The 18,151-nt window shown below is 61.8% G+C and carries 17 protein-coding genes; 10 read left to right on the forward strand and 7 right to left on the reverse strand.

Annotation, left to right across the window (positions count from 1 at the left end; genetic code table 11):
* The first annotated feature begins 52 nt into the window (after nucleotides 1-52).
* Genes mreC through ACR0AC_RS15285 form a run of 5 tightly spaced genes read left to right on the forward strand, consistent with a single transcriptional unit; the run spans nucleotide 53 to nucleotide 5,514 of the window.
* On the forward strand, nucleotides 53-955 hold the full coding sequence (mreC, locus tag ACR0AC_RS15265) for a rod shape-determining protein MreC (protein ID WP_170455545.1): 903 nt from the start codon (nucleotides 53-55) through the stop codon (nucleotides 953-955).
* Nucleotides 948-1,484, forward strand: coding sequence for a rod shape-determining protein MreD (locus tag ACR0AC_RS15270; RefSeq protein WP_170455547.1), 537 nt, complete (start codon nucleotides 948-950; stop codon nucleotides 1,482-1,484). The genes mreC and ACR0AC_RS15270 overlap by 8 nt, the downstream gene beginning before the upstream one ends.
* Nucleotides 1,481-3,430 (forward strand): penicillin-binding protein 2, encoded by a 1,950-nt coding sequence (gene mrdA / locus ACR0AC_RS15275; protein ID WP_170455548.1) that lies wholly within the window; start codon nucleotides 1,481-1,483, stop codon nucleotides 3,428-3,430. Before ACR0AC_RS15270 ends, mrdA begins: the two co-directional genes overlap by 4 nt.
* Complete coding sequence (gene rodA, locus ACR0AC_RS15280; protein WP_170455550.1) at nucleotides 3,427-4,566, forward strand: rod shape-determining protein RodA; 1,140 nt, start codon at nucleotides 3,427-3,429, stop codon at nucleotides 4,564-4,566. Before mrdA ends, rodA begins: the two co-directional genes overlap by 4 nt.
* A gap of 15 nt (nucleotides 4,567-4,581) precedes the next feature.
* Nucleotides 4,582-5,514, forward strand: coding sequence for a 2-hydroxyacid dehydrogenase (locus ACR0AC_RS15285; protein ID WP_480874554.1), 933 nt, complete (start codon nucleotides 4,582-4,584; stop codon nucleotides 5,512-5,514).
* A 13-nt stretch (nucleotides 5,515-5,527) separates the two neighbouring features.
* Here the strand turns inward: ACR0AC_RS15285 and ACR0AC_RS15290 are convergent, their stop codons facing one another.
* Entirely contained in the window at nucleotides 5,528-7,543 is a 2,016-nt protein-coding gene (locus ACR0AC_RS15290) for a M3 family metallopeptidase (protein WP_480874557.1), read from the reverse strand.
* A gap of 143 nt (nucleotides 7,544-7,686) precedes the next feature.
* Here ACR0AC_RS15290 and ACR0AC_RS15295 point away from each other — a divergent pair, with 143 nt between their 5' ends.
* Nucleotides 7,687-8,898, forward strand: a complete 1,212-nt coding sequence (locus ACR0AC_RS15295; protein ID WP_170737164.1) for an aminotransferase class I/II-fold pyridoxal phosphate-dependent enzyme — start codon at nucleotides 7,687-7,689, stop codon at nucleotides 8,896-8,898.
* A gap of 84 nt (nucleotides 8,899-8,982) precedes the next feature.
* On the opposite strand, the gene ACR0AC_RS15300 is transcribed toward ACR0AC_RS15295, so the two are convergent.
* The 5 genes from ACR0AC_RS15300 to ACR0AC_RS15320 form a co-directional block, all read right to left on the reverse strand.
* On the reverse strand, nucleotides 8,983-10,038 hold the full coding sequence (locus ACR0AC_RS15300) for a HesA/MoeB/ThiF family protein (RefSeq protein WP_480874560.1): 1,056 nt from the start codon (nucleotides 10,036-10,038) through the stop codon (nucleotides 8,983-8,985).
* Nucleotides 10,038-10,493 carry a dUTP diphosphatase gene (gene dut, locus ACR0AC_RS15305; RefSeq protein ID WP_170633220.1) on the reverse strand — a complete coding sequence of 152 codons (456 nt, stop codon included), beginning with the start codon at nucleotides 10,491-10,493 and terminating at the stop codon, nucleotides 10,038-10,040. Before dut ends, ACR0AC_RS15300 begins: the two co-directional genes overlap by 1 nt.
* Nucleotides 10,494-10,524: 31 nt before the next feature.
* Entirely contained in the window at nucleotides 10,525-11,721 is a 1,197-nt protein-coding gene (gene coaBC, locus ACR0AC_RS15310; protein WP_480874563.1) for a bifunctional phosphopantothenoylcysteine decarboxylase/phosphopantothenate--cysteine ligase CoaBC, read from the reverse strand.
* Nucleotides 11,722-11,784: 63 nt separating this feature from the next.
* A complete protein-coding gene (locus ACR0AC_RS15315; protein WP_480874565.1) occupies nucleotides 11,785-12,609 on the reverse strand; it encodes a ChaN family lipoprotein in 825 nt (274 codons plus the stop codon).
* Entirely contained in the window at nucleotides 12,606-13,484 is an 879-nt protein-coding gene (locus tag ACR0AC_RS15320; protein ID WP_170623972.1) for an RNA polymerase factor sigma-32, read from the reverse strand. Before ACR0AC_RS15320 ends, ACR0AC_RS15315 begins: the two co-directional genes overlap by 4 nt.
* 101 nt (nucleotides 13,485-13,585) lie before the next feature.
* On the opposite strand from ACR0AC_RS15320, the gene cobU reads away from it, so the two are divergent.
* Genes cobU through ACR0AC_RS15340 form a run of 4 tightly spaced genes read left to right on the forward strand, consistent with a single transcriptional unit; the run spans nucleotide 13,586 to nucleotide 17,187 of the window.
* Nucleotides 13,586-14,107, forward strand: coding sequence for a bifunctional adenosylcobinamide kinase/adenosylcobinamide-phosphate guanylyltransferase (cobU, locus tag ACR0AC_RS15325; protein WP_480874568.1), 522 nt, complete (start codon nucleotides 13,586-13,588; stop codon nucleotides 14,105-14,107).
* Entirely contained in the window at nucleotides 14,104-14,682 is a 579-nt protein-coding gene (locus tag ACR0AC_RS15330) for a histidine phosphatase family protein (RefSeq protein WP_480874571.1), read from the forward strand. The genes cobU and ACR0AC_RS15330 overlap by 4 nt, the downstream gene beginning before the upstream one ends.
* 58 nt (nucleotides 14,683-14,740) lie before the next feature.
* The gene (locus tag ACR0AC_RS15335; RefSeq protein WP_480874574.1) at nucleotides 14,741-15,625 is read left to right on the forward strand and encodes a glutathione S-transferase N-terminal domain-containing protein; all 885 of its coding nucleotides are present in this window, start codon (nucleotides 14,741-14,743) and stop codon (nucleotides 15,623-15,625) included.
* 47 nt (nucleotides 15,626-15,672) lie between these two features.
* Nucleotides 15,673-17,187, forward strand: coding sequence for a YifB family Mg chelatase-like AAA ATPase (locus ACR0AC_RS15340; protein WP_480626993.1), 1,515 nt, complete (start codon nucleotides 15,673-15,675; stop codon nucleotides 17,185-17,187).
* Here ACR0AC_RS15340 and gshB read toward each other — a convergent pair.
* Nucleotides 17,184-18,116 carry a glutathione synthase gene (gshB, locus tag ACR0AC_RS15345; protein ID WP_480874578.1) on the reverse strand — a complete coding sequence of 311 codons (933 nt, stop codon included), beginning with the start codon at nucleotides 18,114-18,116 and terminating at the stop codon, nucleotides 17,184-17,186. The genes ACR0AC_RS15340 and gshB overlap by 4 nt on opposite strands.
* Nucleotides 18,117-18,151: the final 35 nt, after the last annotated feature.

The following is an 18,151-nucleotide window of genomic DNA, read 5'->3' on the forward strand; positions in this document are numbered from 1 at the left end:
CACCCTTCGCACATAGGGTAAATTCGGCACGAGCAGCACGGGAAGGTAACCTGTGGCAAAAGACCGATCACAGCGCGATGACTACACGACCCCGCTGCGGCGTCTGCTTCTGGGGATCGTTGTGCTGTGCCTGTTGGGCATCTTTGTCGTCTGGCGCATTGATAGCCCTCGGGTTGAGCGTTTCCGCGCTCAGGTGGTGGACGCCGTTGTCCCCTCGATGGAATGGGCCATGGTGCCGGTGACGGCGACCGTCAATCTGGTGCGCGACTTCCAAAGCTATCAGCGCCTGAGCGAACAAAACCGCGAGCTGCGGTCCGAACTGCGCCTGATGCGCGCCTGGAAAGAGGCCGCGCTGCAACTCGAACAGGAAAACGCGCGCCTGCTGGACTTGAACAATGTGCGCCTTGATCCGCGCCTGACCTATATCACTGGGGTTGTGATGGCAGATAGCGGCTCACCCTTCCGGCAGTCCGTTCTGCTGAATGTGGGTGAGCGTGACGGGATCGTCGACGGCTGGGCCACGATGGACGGGATCGGGCTGGTCGGGCGGATTTCGGGCGTGGGGCCAGATACGGCGCGTGTCATTCTGCTGACCGACGCCTCTAGCGCCATTCCCGCGACCATCCAGCCATCGGGGCAAACGGCCCTGATCGCCGGCGACAACACCCCGGCCCCAGCCGTCGAATTCCTTGAAAACCGCGAACTTGTGCGCCCCGGCGACCGGGTGATTACCTCGGGCGATGGGGGCGTATTTCCCGCCGGACTGCTGATCGGCCAGATTGCCGCAGACCCCGGCGGTCGCCTGCGCGTGCGCCTGTCCGCCGACTTCGAGCGGCTGGAGTTTCTGCGGGTTCTGCGGTTCAACGCGGCGCCCTCGATCCGCGATCCCGGTGGCATTGTCGGCCCGGCGCGCCCCGAAGCCGCTCTGACACCCAATGAGGCCGGCGATGGATAAACCTGCCTCACATAACTGGGCGATGCGGGGGCTTTACGTGGTGTTGGCGTTTCTGGTCCTGTTCCTCCACCTTCTGCCGCTGAACGCGCAACCGGATCGCTGGCCCTTTCCGGATGTCATGATCGCGCTGACCTTTGCATGGGTGCTGCGCCGCCCGGATTACGTACCGACCTTGCTGATCGCCGCCGTGTTGCTGATGGCTGACTTGCTGTTGCAACGCCCGCCCGGATTACTGGCGGCGCTGGTGGTTTTGGGCGCGGCCTACCTGCGCTCGGCAGCACCTGGCATGCGGGATGCGGGCTTTGTGGGTGAATGGATGTCGGTCGGCATGGTCACAACTGCCGTATTTCTTGGAAACCGCGTTATTCTGGCCGTCCTGTCCGTTGATCAGGCCGCCTTTGCGCCCGTCCTATTTCAGCTGGTCGTGACGATTGTGGCCTATCCGACAATTGTTCTGCTCAGCCAGTCCGTCTTTGGCGTGCGACGGATGTCGGCAGCAGACGTCAGTGTTGCGGGGGCACGGGCATGAAGCCGCGCAAGACCAAAACCCAGGGCCTTGCCTATAAACGCCTGCCGCGCCGGGCCTTGATACTGGGCGGGCTGCAAGCGGCCTTTGTCGGCGGGCTGGCGGCGCGGATGCGGTTCATGCAGGTCGATCAGGCTGATCAATATCGGCTTCTGGCCGAAGAAAACCGCATCAATATCCGCCTGATCCCACCCACACGCGGGCGGATCTATGACCGTAACGGGCAGATCATCGGGCAAAACACGCCGTCCTACCGTATCGTCATCGTGCGCGAGGATGCAGGCGACGTCGACAAGGTGATCGCCGAGCTGTCCAGCATCATCCCCCTGAACGAGGATGAGATCGAACGCGCCAAGACCGAGATGCGCCGCTCGGCCCCGTTTCTGCCGGTGACGCTGGCCGATCAGGTGACGTGGGAGGACATCTCGAAAGTTGCGGTGAACGCCCCGGCCCTGCCCGGCGTTACGCCAGAGGTCGGTTCAACCCGGCAATACCCCAGATATGAGGATTTCGCTCATATCGTCGGATATGTCGGCCCGGTCAGCGATTATGATCTCAGCCAGATCGAAGATCCCGAACCGGTGCTACGCATCCCGCGCTTCCAGATCGGCAAGGTCGGATTGGAAGCCAAACAGGAGATCTCGCTGCGAGGCCGTGCCGGCTCCAAGCGGATCGAGGTTAACGCTTCGGGCCGAGTGATGCGTGAATTGGACCGGCAGGAGGGTCAGCCCGGTGCCGACCTTCAGCTCTCGGTCGATGCGGACCTGCAGCAATATGCGCAAGCCCGACTGGCCGGGGAAAGCGCCGCCGCTGTGGTCATCGACTGCGAAACCGGCGATCTGCGCGCGATGGCCTCGGCCCCCAGCTTTGACCCCAACCTGTTCGTCCGCGGAATCTCGGTCGCGGATTACCAAATACTGACGCAGGACAAGTACCGCCCATTGGCCAACAAAACGGTGCAGGGCACCTATCCGCCAGGCTCCACCTTTAAGATGGTCACCGCTCTGGCAGCACTTGAGGCTGGTGTCATCGGTCCTGGCAATACCGTCTATTGCCCCGGCCACCTGAAGGTCGGCAGCCGCCGCTTCCACTGCTGGAAGCGTGGCGGTCATGGCATGGTGGACTTGAATACATCGCTGAAGCGCAGTTGCGACGTGTATTACTACGACGTGGCGATCAAGGTCGGCATCGACAAAATCTCTGAGATGTCCAACATCCTTGGCCTGGGAATAAAACATGACATTCCGATGTCCGCTGTGCGCGCCGGGCTGGCGCCCAATCAGGCATGGAAACAGCGGGTCCATGGCGAGGAATGGCTGATCGGTGATACCGCCAATGCGTCCATCGGGCAGGGCTTCATGCTCGCCTCGCCCATGCAACTGGCCGTGATGACTGCAAGGATCGCCACTGGACGCGCCGTTGCGCCCCGACTGGTGCGGTCGGTCAACGGGGTCGAACAGCCCTCGGGCGCGGGTGAAGCACTAGCGATCAGCCCCACCAACCTGCGCTACATTCGCGAGGCAATGTGGTCGGTGTCGAACGACAGGCGCGGGACGGCCTATCGCAGCCGTATCATTGCGGATGATCTGCGTATGGCGGGCAAGACCGGCACCAGCCAGGTTCGCAACATCACCAAGGCCGAACGGGCTGCTGGGGTGATCCGCAATGAGGATTTGCCGTGGGAACGCCGAGATCACGCCCTGTTCGTCAGTTTTGCGCCCTACGACAATCCCAAATACGCGATTGCAGTGGTGGTGGAACATGGCGGTGGCGGATCGAAAGCAGCGGCCCCGGTTGCACGAGATATCATGCTACAGGCACTCTACAAGGGCACCCCGCCGCTTGAGGCGTACCCGGTCGCGGATCGGGACCGTATTAAAGAGCAGCAAAAGAGGCTTGAGGGCGACCGTCGCCCCAAAGCGCGTCCTGACGAAAAGGACCGCGCATGAGCTATTTAGAGTATAACGTCAAATCCACGCCATCGGGGTTCCGCAAGTTTCTGTACATGAACTGGCCTTTGACCCTGTTGCTGATCAGCACGGCCAGTGCCGGGTTCCTGATGCTCTATTCCGTGGCAGGCGGGTCGTGGATGCCCTGGGCCGAACCTCAGATGGAGCGGTTTGGTCTGGGCTTAACTGTGATGTTTATCATCGCGCTTGTACCGATCTGGTTCTGGCGAAATATGTCGGTGCTGGCTTATCTGGGTTCCATCGCTCTGCTGGTTTTTGTCGAGCTTTTTGGAACCATAGGTATGGGCGCTCAGCGCTGGATAGATCTTGGTTTCATGCGGCTGCAACCGTCCGAGGTTATGAAAGTCGCATTGGTCATGGTGCTGGCGGCTTATTACGATTGGCTGCCTTCTCACAAAACTTCTCGCCCGCTCTGGGTGATCATTCCGGTGATCCTTATCCTTATCCCGACCTTCATGGTCTTACGGCAACCGGACCTTGGCACCTCGATCCTGTTGCTGGCCGCCGGTGGCGGGTTGATGTTTTTGGCAGGTGTGCATTGGGCCTATTTTGCGGCGGTAATAGCGGCAGTGGCGGGGCTGATTGCCGCTGTCTTCAACAGCCGGGGAACCGAATGGCAGTTGCTGAAAGACTATCAGTTTCGCCGCATCGACACATTTCTTGATCCTTCATCCGATCCACTTGGCGACGGATACCATATCACCCAATCGAAAATCGCTTTGGGATCGGGTGGCTGGAACGGGCGCGGCTTCATGCAAGGCACCCAGTCGCGCCTGAATTTCCTGCCCGAGAAGCACACCGATTTCATCTTCACCACACTGGCCGAGGAATTCGGCTTTGTTGGCGGCATCACTCTGTTGATACTCTATGCTCTGATCCTGATCTTCTGCATGGTCACGGCGCTGTCGACCAAGGATCGGTTCTCGTCACTGGTGGTGCTGGGCATTGCGCTGAACTTCTTCCTGTTCTTTGCGGTCAACATGTCGATGGTGATGGGACTGGCCCCGGTTGTGGGCGTGCCGCTGCCAATGGTCAGCTATGGCGGATCGGCCATGCTGGTCCTAATGGCCGCCTTCGGCATTGTCCAAAGCGCGCATATCCACCGCCCCCGCTGATCTGAAAGGCCCTTCATGCCCGTCAACGTTCTGTTCTCTGCGCGCCCTGCCCTTTGGCCGATCTACGAGCCACTATTGACCAAGGGTCTGGCCCAGGCCGAGTTGGACGTGCATCTGGCCACCGACATGGACCCGGATCAGGTGGATTATGTCGTCTATGCGCCAAATGGCGGCTTGCTGGACTTCACGCCCTATTCAAGGCTGAAGGCTGTGCTGAGCCTCTGGGCCGGGGTCGAAAGCATCGCCGACAACGCAACTCTGACTGTTCCGCTGGCCCGCATGGTTGATCACGGGTTGACGCAAGGCATGACGGAATGGGTCGTGGGCCATGTCCTGCGGTACCATCTGGGCATGGATACTCATATCACCCAGCAGGACGGTGTTTGGACCCCGATCGCGCCACCGCTTGCGACCGAGCGCACGGTCTGCGTGCTGGGGATGGGAGAGTTGGGGCAAGCGGCAGCGCAGGCGCTGGCCGCGCTGAACTTTCGCGTATTGGGGTGGAGCCGGACCCAAAAGGACATCCAAGGCGTGACCTGCCTGCATGGTGCCGACGGTCTGCACACCGCCTTGTCCCAATCCGAAATCGTCGTGCTGCTGTTGCCAGACACGCCTGCGACGGAAAACACTCTGAACGCCGAAACGCTGGCGCTGTTGCCGAAAGGGGCAAAGATCATCAATCCGGGGCGCGGGCCGTTGATCGATGACGACGCCCTGCTGGAGGCGCTGAACACCGGGCAAGTCGGACACGCGACGCTGGATGTGTTTCGGGTCGAGCCCCTGCCGCCGGAACACCCCTATTGGACACATCCGAACGTGACCGTCACGCCGCATATCGCGTCAGAGACCCGGCCTGTCACAGCGGCGCAGGTGATCTGCGAGAACATCCGGCGCGGCGAAGCCGGTGAGCCCATTGTGCATCTGGTGGACCGCCAGTTGGGATACTGACGGCCCGATCCGATCAGGCGGCGATCAACCCGCGCCCTTTCAGCAGGGCCTCGACACCCGGCAGGCGGCCCCGGAAGGCCAGATACAAATCCTCGGCCTCACGCGAGCCGCCGGTGGAGAGGATATTCTCTTCCAGCGCCTTGGCGCGTTCTGGATCAAAGGCTCCTCCGGCCTCTTCGAATGCGGCGAAGGCGTCGGCATCCATGACCTCGGACCACATGTAGCTGTAGTAGCCTGCGCTGTACCCGTCGCCCGCAAAGACATGGGCGAAATGCGGTGTGGCGTGGCGCATCCCAATGGCCATGGGCATCCCGATTTCAGCCAATACCTCGGCCTGTTTTGCCATCGGGTCGACCGGGGCCGTGCCTTCGTGAAAAGCCAGATCGACCAGCGCCGAGGCCACATATTCGACCGTCTGGAACCCTTGGTCGAAATTGGCTGCCTTCAGCACCTTCTCCAACATCGCCTGAGGCATCGGCTCACCCGTTTCTGCATGGGTGGCGTATTCTGCCAGAACCTCGGGCACTTCCAGCCAGTGTTCATAAAGCTGGCTGGGAAGTTCGACGAAATCCCGCGCGACGGACGTGCCCGAGATGCTTTCATAGGTCACGTTCGACAGCATCTGATGCAGCGCATGGCCGAACTCGTGGAACAGGGTCCGCGCGTCATCGTAGGACAGCAGCGCCGGATCGCCCTTGGCGAAGTTGCACACGTTGATTACGACGGGCGTTTGTTCTTCGGGGAATTTCGCCTGCGCCCGCATGGCGCTGCACCAGGCCCCTGACCGTTTCGAGCCTCGGGCGAAGTAATCGCCAATGAAAACCGCTACATGCTTCCCGTTGCGCGTCACCTCCCACGCCCGGCAATCGGGGTGGTAGAGCGGCACGTCCAGCGGCGCGAATTCCAGCCCGAACAGACGGTTGGCACAGGCAAACGACGCCTCGATCATACGGTCGAGTTGCAGGTACGGTTTCAGTGCTGCCTCATCCAGATCATGCTCGGCCTTGCGGCGTTTCTCGGCATAATAGCGCCAGTCCCAGGCTTCCAAGGGGCCGTTCACGCCATCGTCTTGCATCATACCGTTCAGTATCTCGGCATCCGCATCGGCGCGGGCTTTGGCTGGTTCCCAAACCTGCATCAACAGATCGCGCACGCGGTCGGGCGAGCGGGCCATTTCGGTTTCCAGCTTGAAATCTGCAAAGCTGTCATAGCCCAGCAGCTTGGCCCGCTCTTCCCGCAGGGTCAGGATTTCGGCTGCAATCTCGCGGTTGTCGGTCTCGTTCCCATTTGCCCCCCGCGCAGCCCAGGCGCGATAGGCTGTTTCCCGCAGGTCGCGGCGGGATGAGAATTGCAGAAACGGCACGATCAGCGAGCGGGACAGGGTCACAACCGGCCCGTTCGCGCCCTTTTCCTCACCCGCTGCGCGGGCCGCAGCGATGACGAAATCGGGCAGGCCGTCCAGATCATCCTCGGTCAGTTCCATGAACCAGTCACGTTCATCCGCCAGCAGGTTCTGGGTGAAAGACGTACCCAGCGAGGCAAGGCGCGATTTGATTTCCTGCATCCGTTCATCGGCCTCGCCCTGAAGCGCGGCACCGGCGCGGACAAAGCCCCGGTGCGTCAGCATCAGAACCCGCGCCTGCTCGTCGCTCAGGTCCAGATCATCGCGCCGCTGCCATAGATCGGCCACCCGGCGGAACAGGTCCTTGTTCGAGGAAATACCCGAGAAATGCGCTGACAGTTTCGGCGAAAAGTCACGCTGCAATTCCTCACGCTTCGGGTTGCTGTCAGCGCCTGCCACCGTGAAAAACACCGACAGGACCTTGTCCAACTGCTCCCCAGCCGCCTCAAGCGCCTCGATGGTGTTGGCAAAGGTGGGCGCGTCCGGGTTAGCGGCAATCGCGCCGATCTGAGCGTTATGCGCAGCCATCGCCTTATCCAGTGCCGGGGCAAAATCTTCATCTGAAATCGCCGCGAAGGGCGCGATTTCAAAGGGCGTGGTCCAGTCGGACAGGATCGGGTTGGTCATGCAGATCTCCTTTGACCCTCAAGCTAGGTAGGGTGCGGGGAATGGTCCAGAGGGGGCGGTGCCGGAACCGGCAGAATTCGTCGCAAATCTGCTTGCCTTGTCGCGTTAGCCCGCTCAGGTTCGACACGAAAGGGAGGACGCATATGACAAAACCCAATCGCCCCGCCGGGATCATGACCACAGCGATCCATGCCGGGGATCCGCCCGACGCCTCGACCAACGCATCGGCCCCGCCGATCCATATGAGCTCGACCTATATCACCGAGGATCTGGCCGGGTTTTCCGCCCATGATCTGACACCCGAGACGCCCTATGTGTATTCCCGCTGGGCCAACCCGACCGTGGCGGGGCTGGAGGCCAAGATTGCCGCGCTACAAGGCACCGAGGCCTGTCTGGCGACCGCCTCGGGGATGGCGGCGGCCTCGGCGATCTTTTTCACCTTTCTGTCGGCAGGCGATCATCTGATTGTCTCCGACGTGTCTTATGCAGGCGTGGCCGAACTGGCGCGCGAGACACTGCCGCGCATGGGCATTGAGGTCTCAGCCGTCAACATGTCTGATCCGTCGAACGTGGCTGCGGCCCTGCGCCCCAACACGCGGCTGATCCATACCGAAACGCCAGTAAATCCCATCGGGCGGCTGACCGATCTGGCCGCAATCTCGCGGCTTGCGCGTCAGGCCGGGGCGTTGCTGAGTTGTGATGCCACCTTTGCCTCGCCACTGGGCATGGACACGGTGGCGTTGGGTGTTGATCTGACGCTGCACTCGATCACGAAATATATCGGCGGGCATGGCGATGCGGTGGGCGGCGCGGTGGCCGGATCGGCGGAGCTGGTCGCGCGGATGCGGGCCGAGGCCGCGATCCATCACGGAAGCGTTCTATCACCGTTCAACGCCTGGCTGATCGCGCGCGGCGCCACCACCCTGCCCCTGCGCATGAAGGCCCATCAGGCCGGAGCCATGGCGGTAGCCGAATGGCTGGACAATGACCCGCGGGTCACCAAGGTGATCTATCCCGGTCTCGCGTCGCATCCGCAGGCCGAACTGGCGCAGCAACAGATGTCGAATATGTCCGGCATGATCTCATTCCAGGTGGGCAACGCTGCTGAGGGCGAACGCATCGCGCAACAGATGATCGAGAGGCTTGAGGTGATCCACTATGCAGTCTCGCTGGGGCATCATCGCAGCCTGATCTTCTGGATGGGCACCGATGGGCTGATGGAGACGTCGTTCAAACTGGGCGGTGCGCAGTTGGAGGATTACCGCGCCTATGCGGGCGACGGGATTTTCCGATTGTCGGTCGGGCTGGAAGATGCCGAGGACCTGATCGCCGATCTGGACCGCGCTTTGGGGTGAACGGGGCTCTCCCGCCCGCGCAGCGCGCATCGCAGATGCGCCTTGGCGCGGTTGGGCCGGGCCGCGCGCTGGCGCGCGCGGCGGTTACGCCTGGGCGGCTGCCTGCGCGCAGATCGGGCAATAGGCGCGTTTGGACAGGGTGATCTTGCGGCTTTCGCCATAAAGCGCGTCATAGATCAGCATTTCACCCCGCAAGGCGGCCCCGGCACCGGTGATCACCTTGATCGCCTCAACCGCCATCATGGACCCCACCACGCCGGGCAGCGGCCCTATCACCCCCGCTTCGGCGCAAGAAGGGGCCAGCCCGGCGGCGGGCGCTTCGGGAAAGATGCACTGATAGCAGGGGCCTGTGGTGGCGGGATCAAAGACGCTCAGCTGCCCTTCCCATTGCGACAACGCGCCAGAGATCAAAGGTTTTCCCAAGGCAACTGCCGTTCGGTTGGCCAGATAGCGGGTGTCGAAATTGTCCGTCCCGTCCAGGATCAGATCGAAATCGGCGAACAGGTCCGCCGCAATCTCTTCGCTGAAACGGCGATTGTAGGGCAGCACCACAACGTTCGGGTTCTGCGCCTCCATCGCCTGTTGCGCCGAGAAAACCTTGGGCATTCCGATGTCGGCGTCGCGGTGGATCACCTGCCGTTGCAGGTTGGCGTTTTCGACCACGTCGTCATCGATCACGCCGATGGTGCCGACACCCGCCGCCGCCAGATACTGCAACGCAGGCGCGCCCAGACCGCCTGCACCGATGACCAGAACCCGCGCTTTTTTGAGTTTCTTCTGCCCCGGCCCGCCCAATTCGCGCAGGACGATGTGGCGAGCATAACGATCCAGTTCGGTTTCAGAGAAACGGTCCGAGGGTTTGGTGGCCTCCTGATCTGTCGCGGGCTTGGCCCGATTGCGCAGGGCTTTCAGCACCCTTCCATAGAGCAGAACCAACGCGGCAAACCCGGCCAGGATCAGCCACATCTCGGCCGACCCACCTGTCGCCTCGCGCAAGGGATTGCCGTCGGGCAGGATCAGCTGTGCAATGATGACGCCCGACAACAGAACCGCGACCGAGACCAGCCGTGCCGTGCGCGATACACCCGCGATATAGCCGACGCCCCATAGTCCGGCGGCCAGCAGCAGAACCAGCAGCATCAGCCGCGCCCGGTGGAGCCGAAGCCACCTGTCCCGCGTTCGGTATCGCTCAGGTCGTCTGCCACTAGGAACTCGGCCTGAACGACCGGGGCGACGACCAGTTGCGCAATACGTTCACCATGCGCCACGTCAAAGGGGTCTTGCCCGGCATTCATCAGGATCACGCCCAAGGGACCGCGATAATCGCTGTCGATGGTCCCCGGCGTGTTGGGCAGGGTGATCCCATGTTTCAGGGCCAGCCCCGAGCGCGGGCGGACCTGAACCTCGTACCCTTGGGGGATTTCGATCCGTAGGCCGGTCGGGATTAAGGCGCGCTGCCCGGGTTCAAGCGTGATCGCCTTGCCGCCGGGAAGGTTTGCGCGCACATCTGCACCGGCGGCACCGGATGTTTCATAAGACGGCAATGCCACCGAGGCATCGGACCCCGCGTCGCGGATCACACGAATTGCGACCATTCCAGTTCCTCTTTGTTCATAGTCCAAGGCGTCAATCGCCCAACGCCTCGGCAATCTTCTGGGCCAGACGGGCGGCCACCGCGTCTTTGCCCATGCGCGGCCATTCCTCGGCACCAGTGTCCGAGATCAGGACCACCGCGTTTTCCGCCCCGCCCATGATTCCGGTCGAGGGGCTGACATCGTTGGCGACAATCCAGTCACATTGCTTACGCAGTCGTTTCGCGGTGGCATTGTCCAGAACGTCATTTGTTTCCGCCGCAAAGCCCACGACCAGCGCTGGCCGTCCCTGCTCCAGATGCGCAACCCGTTTCAGGATGTCGGGGTTTTCCGCAAACTCCAGCGCAGGCAAACCGTCGCGGGTTTTCTTCAGCTTCCGGTCCGAGGCGCTGGCGACGCGCCAATCGGCCACGGCGGCGGCAAACACACCAGCATCCACCGGTAGGGCGGCGTCGACCGCGTCCGACATTTCCTGCGCCGTTTCAACGCGCACCACCTGCACGCCTTCGGGCGGGGGCACATCGGCGGGGCCAGTGACAAAAACCACATCCGCCCCAAGCGCCGCCAAGGCCCGCGCCACTGCGGTGCCCTGCGCGCCCGATGACCGGTTGGCGATATAGCGCACGGGGTCGATGGGTTCATGCGTGGGGCCGGATGTCACCAGAATGCGCTTGCCCTGCAAGGGGCCGTCCGACAATTGGGCCTCGATCGCGGCAACAATCTCTAGCGGTTCGGACATGCGGCCGGGGCCGTATTCGCCGCAGGCCATGTCCCCTTCGTTCGGGCCGACAAAGCGCACGCCATCCGCCTGCAATTGCGCAAGGTTGCGCTGGGTCGCGGGGTGATCCCACATCCGCACATTCATGGCAGGCGCGCACAGAACGGGCGTATCGGTGGCCATCAGAAGGGTCGAGGCCAGATCATTCGCCAGACCCGAGGCCATCTTGCCCATCAGATCCGCCGTCGCCGGAGCAACAACGATCAGGTCAGCCGAGCGCGAAAGCTGGATATGGCCCATCTCGGCCTCATCGGTCAGGTCGAAGAGGTCGCGATAGACCTTTTCACCTGCAAGCGCGGACACGGACAAGGGCGTCACAAACTCTTCCGCCGCGCGGGTCACAACGGGGGTTACGGCCGCGCCACGCTCTTTAAGCCGCCGGATCAGGTCCAGCGATTTATAGGCAGCTATCCCTCCGCCGATGATCAGCAAAATGCGTTTGGATGACAGCATGTTCAGCCCTTCCAGTCCCGGTCGGCCCCGACATTAGGCAACGCCACCGCGTAGTTCCAGCGGTTAATTCTGGGTCTCGAACGCTTTGCAGGGGTCTTCGCGGTCAACAGTCGGGCTGTCAATCACCGCATCGAATGTGCCCTCGATTGCGCCATCCTCGGATTGGCCAAGTACGAAAACCTTCAACCCGGGCTGCATCCGCGACAGGAAGGTCGGGATACCGCGATCCTTTCGGGCATGGCCGTTGCCGGTGATCACCGCAACCGGCCCGCCGGTGTCTTCGATCGCCTGCAGGGTCGAGCGTGTCAGCACGGCGTCACGTAGGCGCTGTATCGCGACCATTTGCGGCAAGGCCTCTACCGGAAGCGCGTCACAATGCGCGGCCAACTGGTCGGCTTCGCGCGCGGCCTGCTCGTCAGGCGGCAGTGGAACCGTCAGGCCGTATCGCGCCGCATCCGCGCCCAGCGCTGTTGCCGCGCCTCGTTCCATCGCGGCCCGGGCCGCGACACGCGGCACCATGGCACCGTAGACTGGCGCGTCGGACGCCTGAAAAACAGGGTAATACATGCTAAGCGGCGGCCAGCCGGTTTCCGCCCAGCGCAGGATGCGGCCCAGTTCTTCGGGATCGGACACGGCCTTTTGCGCCAGCCTTTGGGCGCCTTCTTCGGTCACCATCTCCCACACGACCGCCGAGGGCGACAGGGCTTTGACCGCCTCGCTCTGAACCTGATGATGCCTGGGATTGTCGTGAACTTCGCCCAATATCACCACATCCGCCGACTGCATGTCGGCAATCATGTCGGGAGGGATCAACGCATCCGCCTGGCCCGGACGCGCCGAGATCATCGTAACCATCAGTGCACAAAGCAGAATCGCAAGCCGTATCATGCGATGAAGTGTTGCACCTCTCGCGACTGGGCTTCAAGGTTCTTGCGCATCTTAACAAATGCTGCGGCCTCAAGCTGGCGGACACGTTCCTTGGACAGACCAAGCTCATCCCCCAGGCTTTCCAGCGTCCGCGCGGGTTCGCGCAGTTTGCGTTCGCGAACGATGAAACGCTCGCGGTCATTCAGCGCGTTCATGGCGGTTAACAACCATTCGCGCAGTTGTTCGGTGTCATGGTTGTGCGCAACCGTTTCTGCGGCCTGTTCCCGGTCGTCTTCCAGCGCATCGATCCACTCGCGCCCGTCCTCATCAACCGATTGCACCGCGTTCAGCGAGAAATCCGAACCTGACAAGCGGCCTTCCATCATCTCGACATCGCGCAGGGGCACACCGATTTCAGTAGCAATCATCTGGTGCAGCTGGTGCCGGTCCAGTTCCAGACCCTCGGTCGCCGCTTCGCGTTCCAACCGTGCCTGAACCCGACGCATGTTGAAGAACAGCGATTTCTGGGATGAGGTCGAGCCGGTGCGCACCATCGACCAATTGCGCATCACATAGTCCTGGATGCTGGCCTTGATCCACCAGACGGCATAGGTGGAAAAGCGCACGCCCCGGTCAGGGTCAAACTTGTCAGCGGCTTTCATCAGACCCAGACCGGCCTCTTGGATCAAATCGTTCATCGGCGCGCCATAACGCTTGAACTTGGCCGCCATCGAAATAGCTAAACGCATATAGGCGGTGATCAGGCGGTGAAGGGCTTGTTCGTCACGCTCATCGCGCCAGGCATAAGCCAACTTTAACTCGGTCTCTGCGTCCAGCAATTCGGCCTTCATTGCCTGCCTGGACATCGAAAAGTCGGTCGCGTTGTCAAGTGCCATGAAACTCTCCCAATTATCGTATTCGATGGCCGGGCTTGCCTTGCCGACCTGTCGTCGATACGCAGAGCACAAGCAGGTGGATCACTAGAAAGGTAAGAATTGTGCTGCCCGATTTAACCTTTGTGCTGGGCGGGGCTGCTTCGGGCAAATCGGCTTTTGCCGAACAACTGGTTGTTTCATCGGGGAAAAGCCGCGTTTATCTGGCCACATCACAAGTGTTTGATGATGAGATGCGCCAAAAGGTCGATCAGCATATCGCCCAACGCGGACCGGATTGGCTGACGGTCGAGGCGCCTTTGGATTTGGCCCCGGTTTTGGCGGAATTGAAGGCGGATCAGGTCTGTCTGATCGACTGCGCCACCATGTGGCTGACCAATCACCTGCTGGCGGAAACCGATCTGGCCACGGCGCAGACTGACCTGCTGAACGCGCTGGGGCATTGCGCGGCGCAGATCGTCGTTGTGTCCAACGAGGTAGGTCATGGGATCGTACCCGAAAACGCTCTGGCCCGCCGCTTTCGCGAGGCGCAGGGTCGCTTGAACATCGCCCTGGCCGCTCGTGCCGATCTGGCGGTACAGGTGACGGCAGGCTTGCCGATGGTTCTGAAGGGGACATTGCCGTGACCCGGCTGCACCTTGTCCGCCATGGCCCGACCCATGCCAAAACCATGGTTGGCTGGTCCGATCTTCCGGCTGATCTGAGCGACACAGCCGCCCTGGAACGCCTGCATGACTACCTGCCGCCCGCGGCAATAGTCGTGTCCTCGGACCTGTCGCGCGCCTTAGAGACGGCAACAGCTATCCAAGGCACACGCCGCCGTTTGCCCCATCACCCGGACCTGCGCGAGATCAATTTCGGCGCGTGGGAATTGCGCGGCTTTGCCGAAATCGAGGCCGAAGACCCCGAACTGGCCTTCGCCTATTGGGACAACCCCGGCGACGTTCGCCCGCCACAAGGCGAAAGCTGGAACGAGGTGCGCGCGCGAGTCGATGGCGCGATTGACACCCTGATCGCCAATCACCGGGGCCACGATCTGGTCATCGTCGCCCATTTCGGTGTGATCCTGACACAGGTTCAGCGCGCGCTGGATCTTGACGCGCAACAGACCTTTGCGCACCGCATCGACAATTTGTCGGTGACGCATGTGGCATTTGACGGTCAGGCCTGGTCGGCGGGTCTCATCAATCACCTTCCGTGATCGTGCCCCGCACAAATCACTGATTTACCTGCGCGACGCGCTGCGTCATCGTCATTTCATGACCTATGATCTTTTTATCGGCGACAGGCTGTTTTCCAGCTGGTCCATGCGCGGTTGGCTGATGCTGGAAAGGTTCGGCCTGCCCTATCGAACCCACATGATCGGCCTATATTCCGGAACCATGGCGCAGGATATGGAGCCGCTGTCTCCGGCCCGGCTGGTTCCCGCGATGCGCTTGCCCGAGGGAACAGTCGTGGGCGAAAGCCTCGCCATGGCCGAAACGCTGGCCGAACGTCACCCGGAGGCCGGTTTATGGCCCAGTGACCAGGCGGAACGGGCCACGGCGCGTTGGTTATGCGCCGAGATGGTCGCCGGCTTCACCGCCCTGCGCGGCGAATGCGCGATGCAGCTGAAGCATGTCTGGCAGGGGTTTTCACCATCTGCAGACACGCTGACTGATCTGGCGCGTATCGAAACACTCTGGGCCCATGCGCGCCGTATCTCGGGGGCCAAGGATGGACCGCTTTTTGGCGCGTATTCTCTGGCCGATGTGTTTTACACGCCGGTGGCGGCACGGATCATTGGCTACGGCCTGCCTGTATCCGAGGCCAATCGCGACTACTGCATCGAACTGCTGAGCGATACATCGGTACGCCAATGGCGCGCGATGGGGCTGACGGTTGAATATAAGCCATTTCCCTACGCTTTGGATTTGCCCATTGCGCCATGGCCAGTGGGCGGTGTTTCAACGGCCATGGCCGCCGAACCCGGCCCGTCAGTTAACACGATGTGCCCCTATTCCGGCAAACCGGTGACCGATTTTCTGGAGTTGGACGGACAACGCTGGGGTTTTTGCAATTCGTTCTGCCGCGACAAAACCGTGGCTGACCCCGAGGCATGGCCCAAATTCACCGCCATGCGTGCTGCCGTTAACGATTCCTAAACCGCAACCATGGCAGCAACGTCCTGTTAACCAAGAACAGGATCAACATGGTTGCCCGCGCTCATACCGTTGCTTTTCAGGGGGTCGAGGCCCGCCCGGTCGAGGTGCAATGCGCCGTATCGCCGGGCTTGCCTGCGTTCTCCATCGTCGGCCTGCCGGACAAGGCCGTGTCCGAGGCGCGCGACCGGGTCCGTAGCGCGCTTAGCGCCATGGCCATTGCCCTGCCGTCGAAGCGGATCACCATCAACCTCTCGCCCGCCGATCTGCCGAAAGAAGGCAGCCATTTCGACCTGCCCATCGCCGTCGCCCTGCTGTCGGCGCTGGAGATCATTCCGGCAGATGCCGCCGACGGCACAGTTGCCTTGGGTGAGTTGTCCTTGGATGGGTCTTTGGTGCCCGTGGTCGGCGCTTTGCCCGCCGCCATGACCGCCGCCTCCGAGGATCGCGCGCTGCTTTGCCCGCGCGCATCCAGCGCCGAGGCGGCATGGGTCGATGCCACTCAGGTGATCGGGGCCGGGTCTCTGGGCGACGTCGTCCGCCATTTCTCGGGCCAGTCTCCTCTGGCCGCGGCGAAACCGGGTGAGGTAAACCTGTCGCCCAGCGCCCGCGATCTGCGCGACGTTAAAGGGCAGGAACGTGCAAAACGCGCGCTTGAGATTGCCGCAGCCGGGCGGCACCACCTGATCATGATCGGAACGCCTGGCTCGGGCAAATCAATGCTGGCCGCACGCCTGCCCGGCATTCTGCCGCCTTTGACACCGGTCGAGGCGCTGGAGACGTCTATGATCCAATCCCTTTGCGGGCTGCTGGATGAAGGCGGCATCAGCCGCGCGCGACCCTTCCGCGAGCCGCACCACACGGCCTCGATGGCGGCGATTGTTGGTGGCGGCAAGGGCGCAAAACCCGGCGAGATTTCATTGGCCCATAATGGCGTGCTGTTTATGGACGAGTTTCCCGAGTTTCCCCGAACGGTGCTGGAAACCCTGCGCCAACCAATTGAGACGGGCGAAGTGATGGTGGCGCGCGCCAATGCGCATGTGAAATATCCCTGCCGTTTCATGCTGGTCGCCGCAGCCAACCCCTGCAAATGCGGCTATCTGACCGATCCGTCCCGCGCCTGTTCCCGTGCGCCCGGATGCGGCGAGGATTATCTGAACCGTATTTCCGGCCCGTTGATGGACAGGTTCGATCTGCGGATCGAGGTTCCGCCTGTTGCCTTTACCGACCTTGATCTGCCGCCATCCGGCGATAGCTCGGCCACCGTCGCGACACGTGTGGAACAGGCGCGTCAGGTTCAGGCCACGCGCTACGCAGATACGCCATCGGTCCGGCAAAACGCGGATGTTGAAGGTAAACTGTTGGAAGAGGTCGCAGCCCCGGATCCCGAAGGCAAAGACCTGTTGCTGAAAGCCGCCGACCGGTTCGGCCTGTCGGCCCGCGCCTTTCACCGCATCCTGCGGGTTGCGCGAACCATCGCCGATCTGGACGGTGCGCCCGATATTCGCAGACCCCATGTGGCCGAGGCGCTGAGCTTTCGGATCAGCGCCAGGGTGATGGCCTAGACTTTGGCCTCAATCGCCTGCCAGATCTTTTCGGCAATGTTCTCGCCGTTAAACCGCTCAAGCTCCTGAATACCAGTGGGCGAGGTCACGTTGATTTCGGTCAGGTAGTCGCCAATGACGTCGATTCCGACAAAAATCTGGCCCTTTTCTTTCAGAATTGGACCGATGGTGGCGCAAATCTCGAGATCGCGTTCGCTCAGCCCGATCTTTTCGGGCCGTCCACCCACATGCATGTTCGAACGCGTCTCACCTTCGGCCGGGACACGATTGATCGCGCCCACCGCTTCCCCGTCGACCAGGATCACGCGCTTGTCGCCGTTTTTGACATCGGGCAGGAATTTCTGAACGATCAGCGGCTCGCGCGAGAAGCCCGAGAACAGCTCATGCAGGGACGTGAGATTGCGGTCGTTGGCATCAAGCCGGAACACGCCTGCACCGCCATTGCCATAAAGGGGTTTCAGGATGACGTCCTTATGCTTGTCCTTGAACGCTTTGATAGTCCGCAGATCCCGCGCAATCGTGGTCGGTGGCATCAGATCGGGGAAATCCAGGATCAGCAGTTTTTCGGGGAAGTTGCGAACCCAAAACGGGTCATTGACCACCAGAACCTGACCTTTCAGGCGATCCAGCAGATGGGTCGACGTGATGTAATGCATGTCGAACGGCGGGTCCTGTCGCAGCCAGATGACGTCGAACTCGGCCAGATCAACCTCACGTTCCGGTCCAAGCACCGCCGGATCTCCGGGCACACGCTGCACCGTCATGTCCTGACCGCGCGCGGTGATCCGACCTTCCTGATAGGCCAATTGGTCCGGGCCGTAGAAGAACAGCTGGTGCCCGCGGGCCTGCGCCTCTTCCGCAAGGCGGAAAGAGCTGTCGGCATTGATGTCCACGGCCCCGATCGGGTCCATTTGAAAGGCGATTTTCATGGCATGTCCCTCAACTTCATGCCAGATACATGGCG

The sequence above is a fragment of the Ruegeria sp. H7 genome (assembly GCF_056532945.1).

Bases quoted from the DNA above. Each gene is read 5' to 3' on its own strand.
- ACR0AC_RS15315 (WP_480874565.1), bottom strand. From the start codon at position 12,609: ATGATACGGCTTGCGATTCTGCTTTGTGCACTGATGGTTACGATGATC.
- gshB (WP_480874578.1), bottom strand. From the start codon at position 18,116: ATGAAAATCGCCTTTCAAATGGACCCGATCGGGGCCGTGGACATCAAT.
- coaBC (WP_480874563.1), bottom strand. From the start codon at position 11,721: ATGCTGTCATCCAAACGCATTTTGCTGATCATCGGCGGAGGGATAGCT.
- dut (WP_170633220.1), bottom strand. From the start codon at position 10,493: ATGGTCGCAATTCGTGTGATCCGCGACGCGGGGTCCGATGCCTCGGTG.
- ACR0AC_RS15285 (WP_480874554.1), top strand. From the start codon at position 4,582: ATGCCCGTCAACGTTCTGTTCTCTGCGCGCCCTGCCCTTTGGCCGATC.
- mrdA (WP_170455548.1), top strand. From the start codon at position 1,481: ATGAAGCCGCGCAAGACCAAAACCCAGGGCCTTGCCTATAAACGCCTG.
- ACR0AC_RS15295 (WP_170737164.1), top strand. From the start codon at position 7,687: ATGACAAAACCCAATCGCCCCGCCGGGATCATGACCACAGCGATCCAT.
- ACR0AC_RS15335 (WP_480874574.1), top strand. From the start codon at position 14,741: ATGACCTATGATCTTTTTATCGGCGACAGGCTGTTTTCCAGCTGGTCC.
- ACR0AC_RS15270 (WP_170455547.1), top strand. From the start codon at position 948: ATGGATAAACCTGCCTCACATAACTGGGCGATGCGGGGGCTTTACGTG.
- ACR0AC_RS15300 (WP_480874560.1), bottom strand. From the start codon at position 10,038: ATGCTGCTGGTTCTGCTGCTGGCCGCCGGACTATGGGGCGTCGGCTAT.
- ACR0AC_RS15320 (WP_170623972.1), bottom strand. From the start codon at position 13,484: ATGGCACTTGACAACGCGACCGACTTTTCGATGTCCAGGCAGGCAATG.
- rodA (WP_170455550.1), top strand. From the start codon at position 3,427: ATGAGCTATTTAGAGTATAACGTCAAATCCACGCCATCGGGGTTCCGC.
- ACR0AC_RS15340 (WP_480626993.1), top strand. From the start codon at position 15,673: ATGGTTGCCCGCGCTCATACCGTTGCTTTTCAGGGGGTCGAGGCCCGC.
- ACR0AC_RS15290 (WP_480874557.1), bottom strand. From the start codon at position 7,543: ATGACCAACCCGATCCTGTCCGACTGGACCACGCCCTTTGAAATCGCG.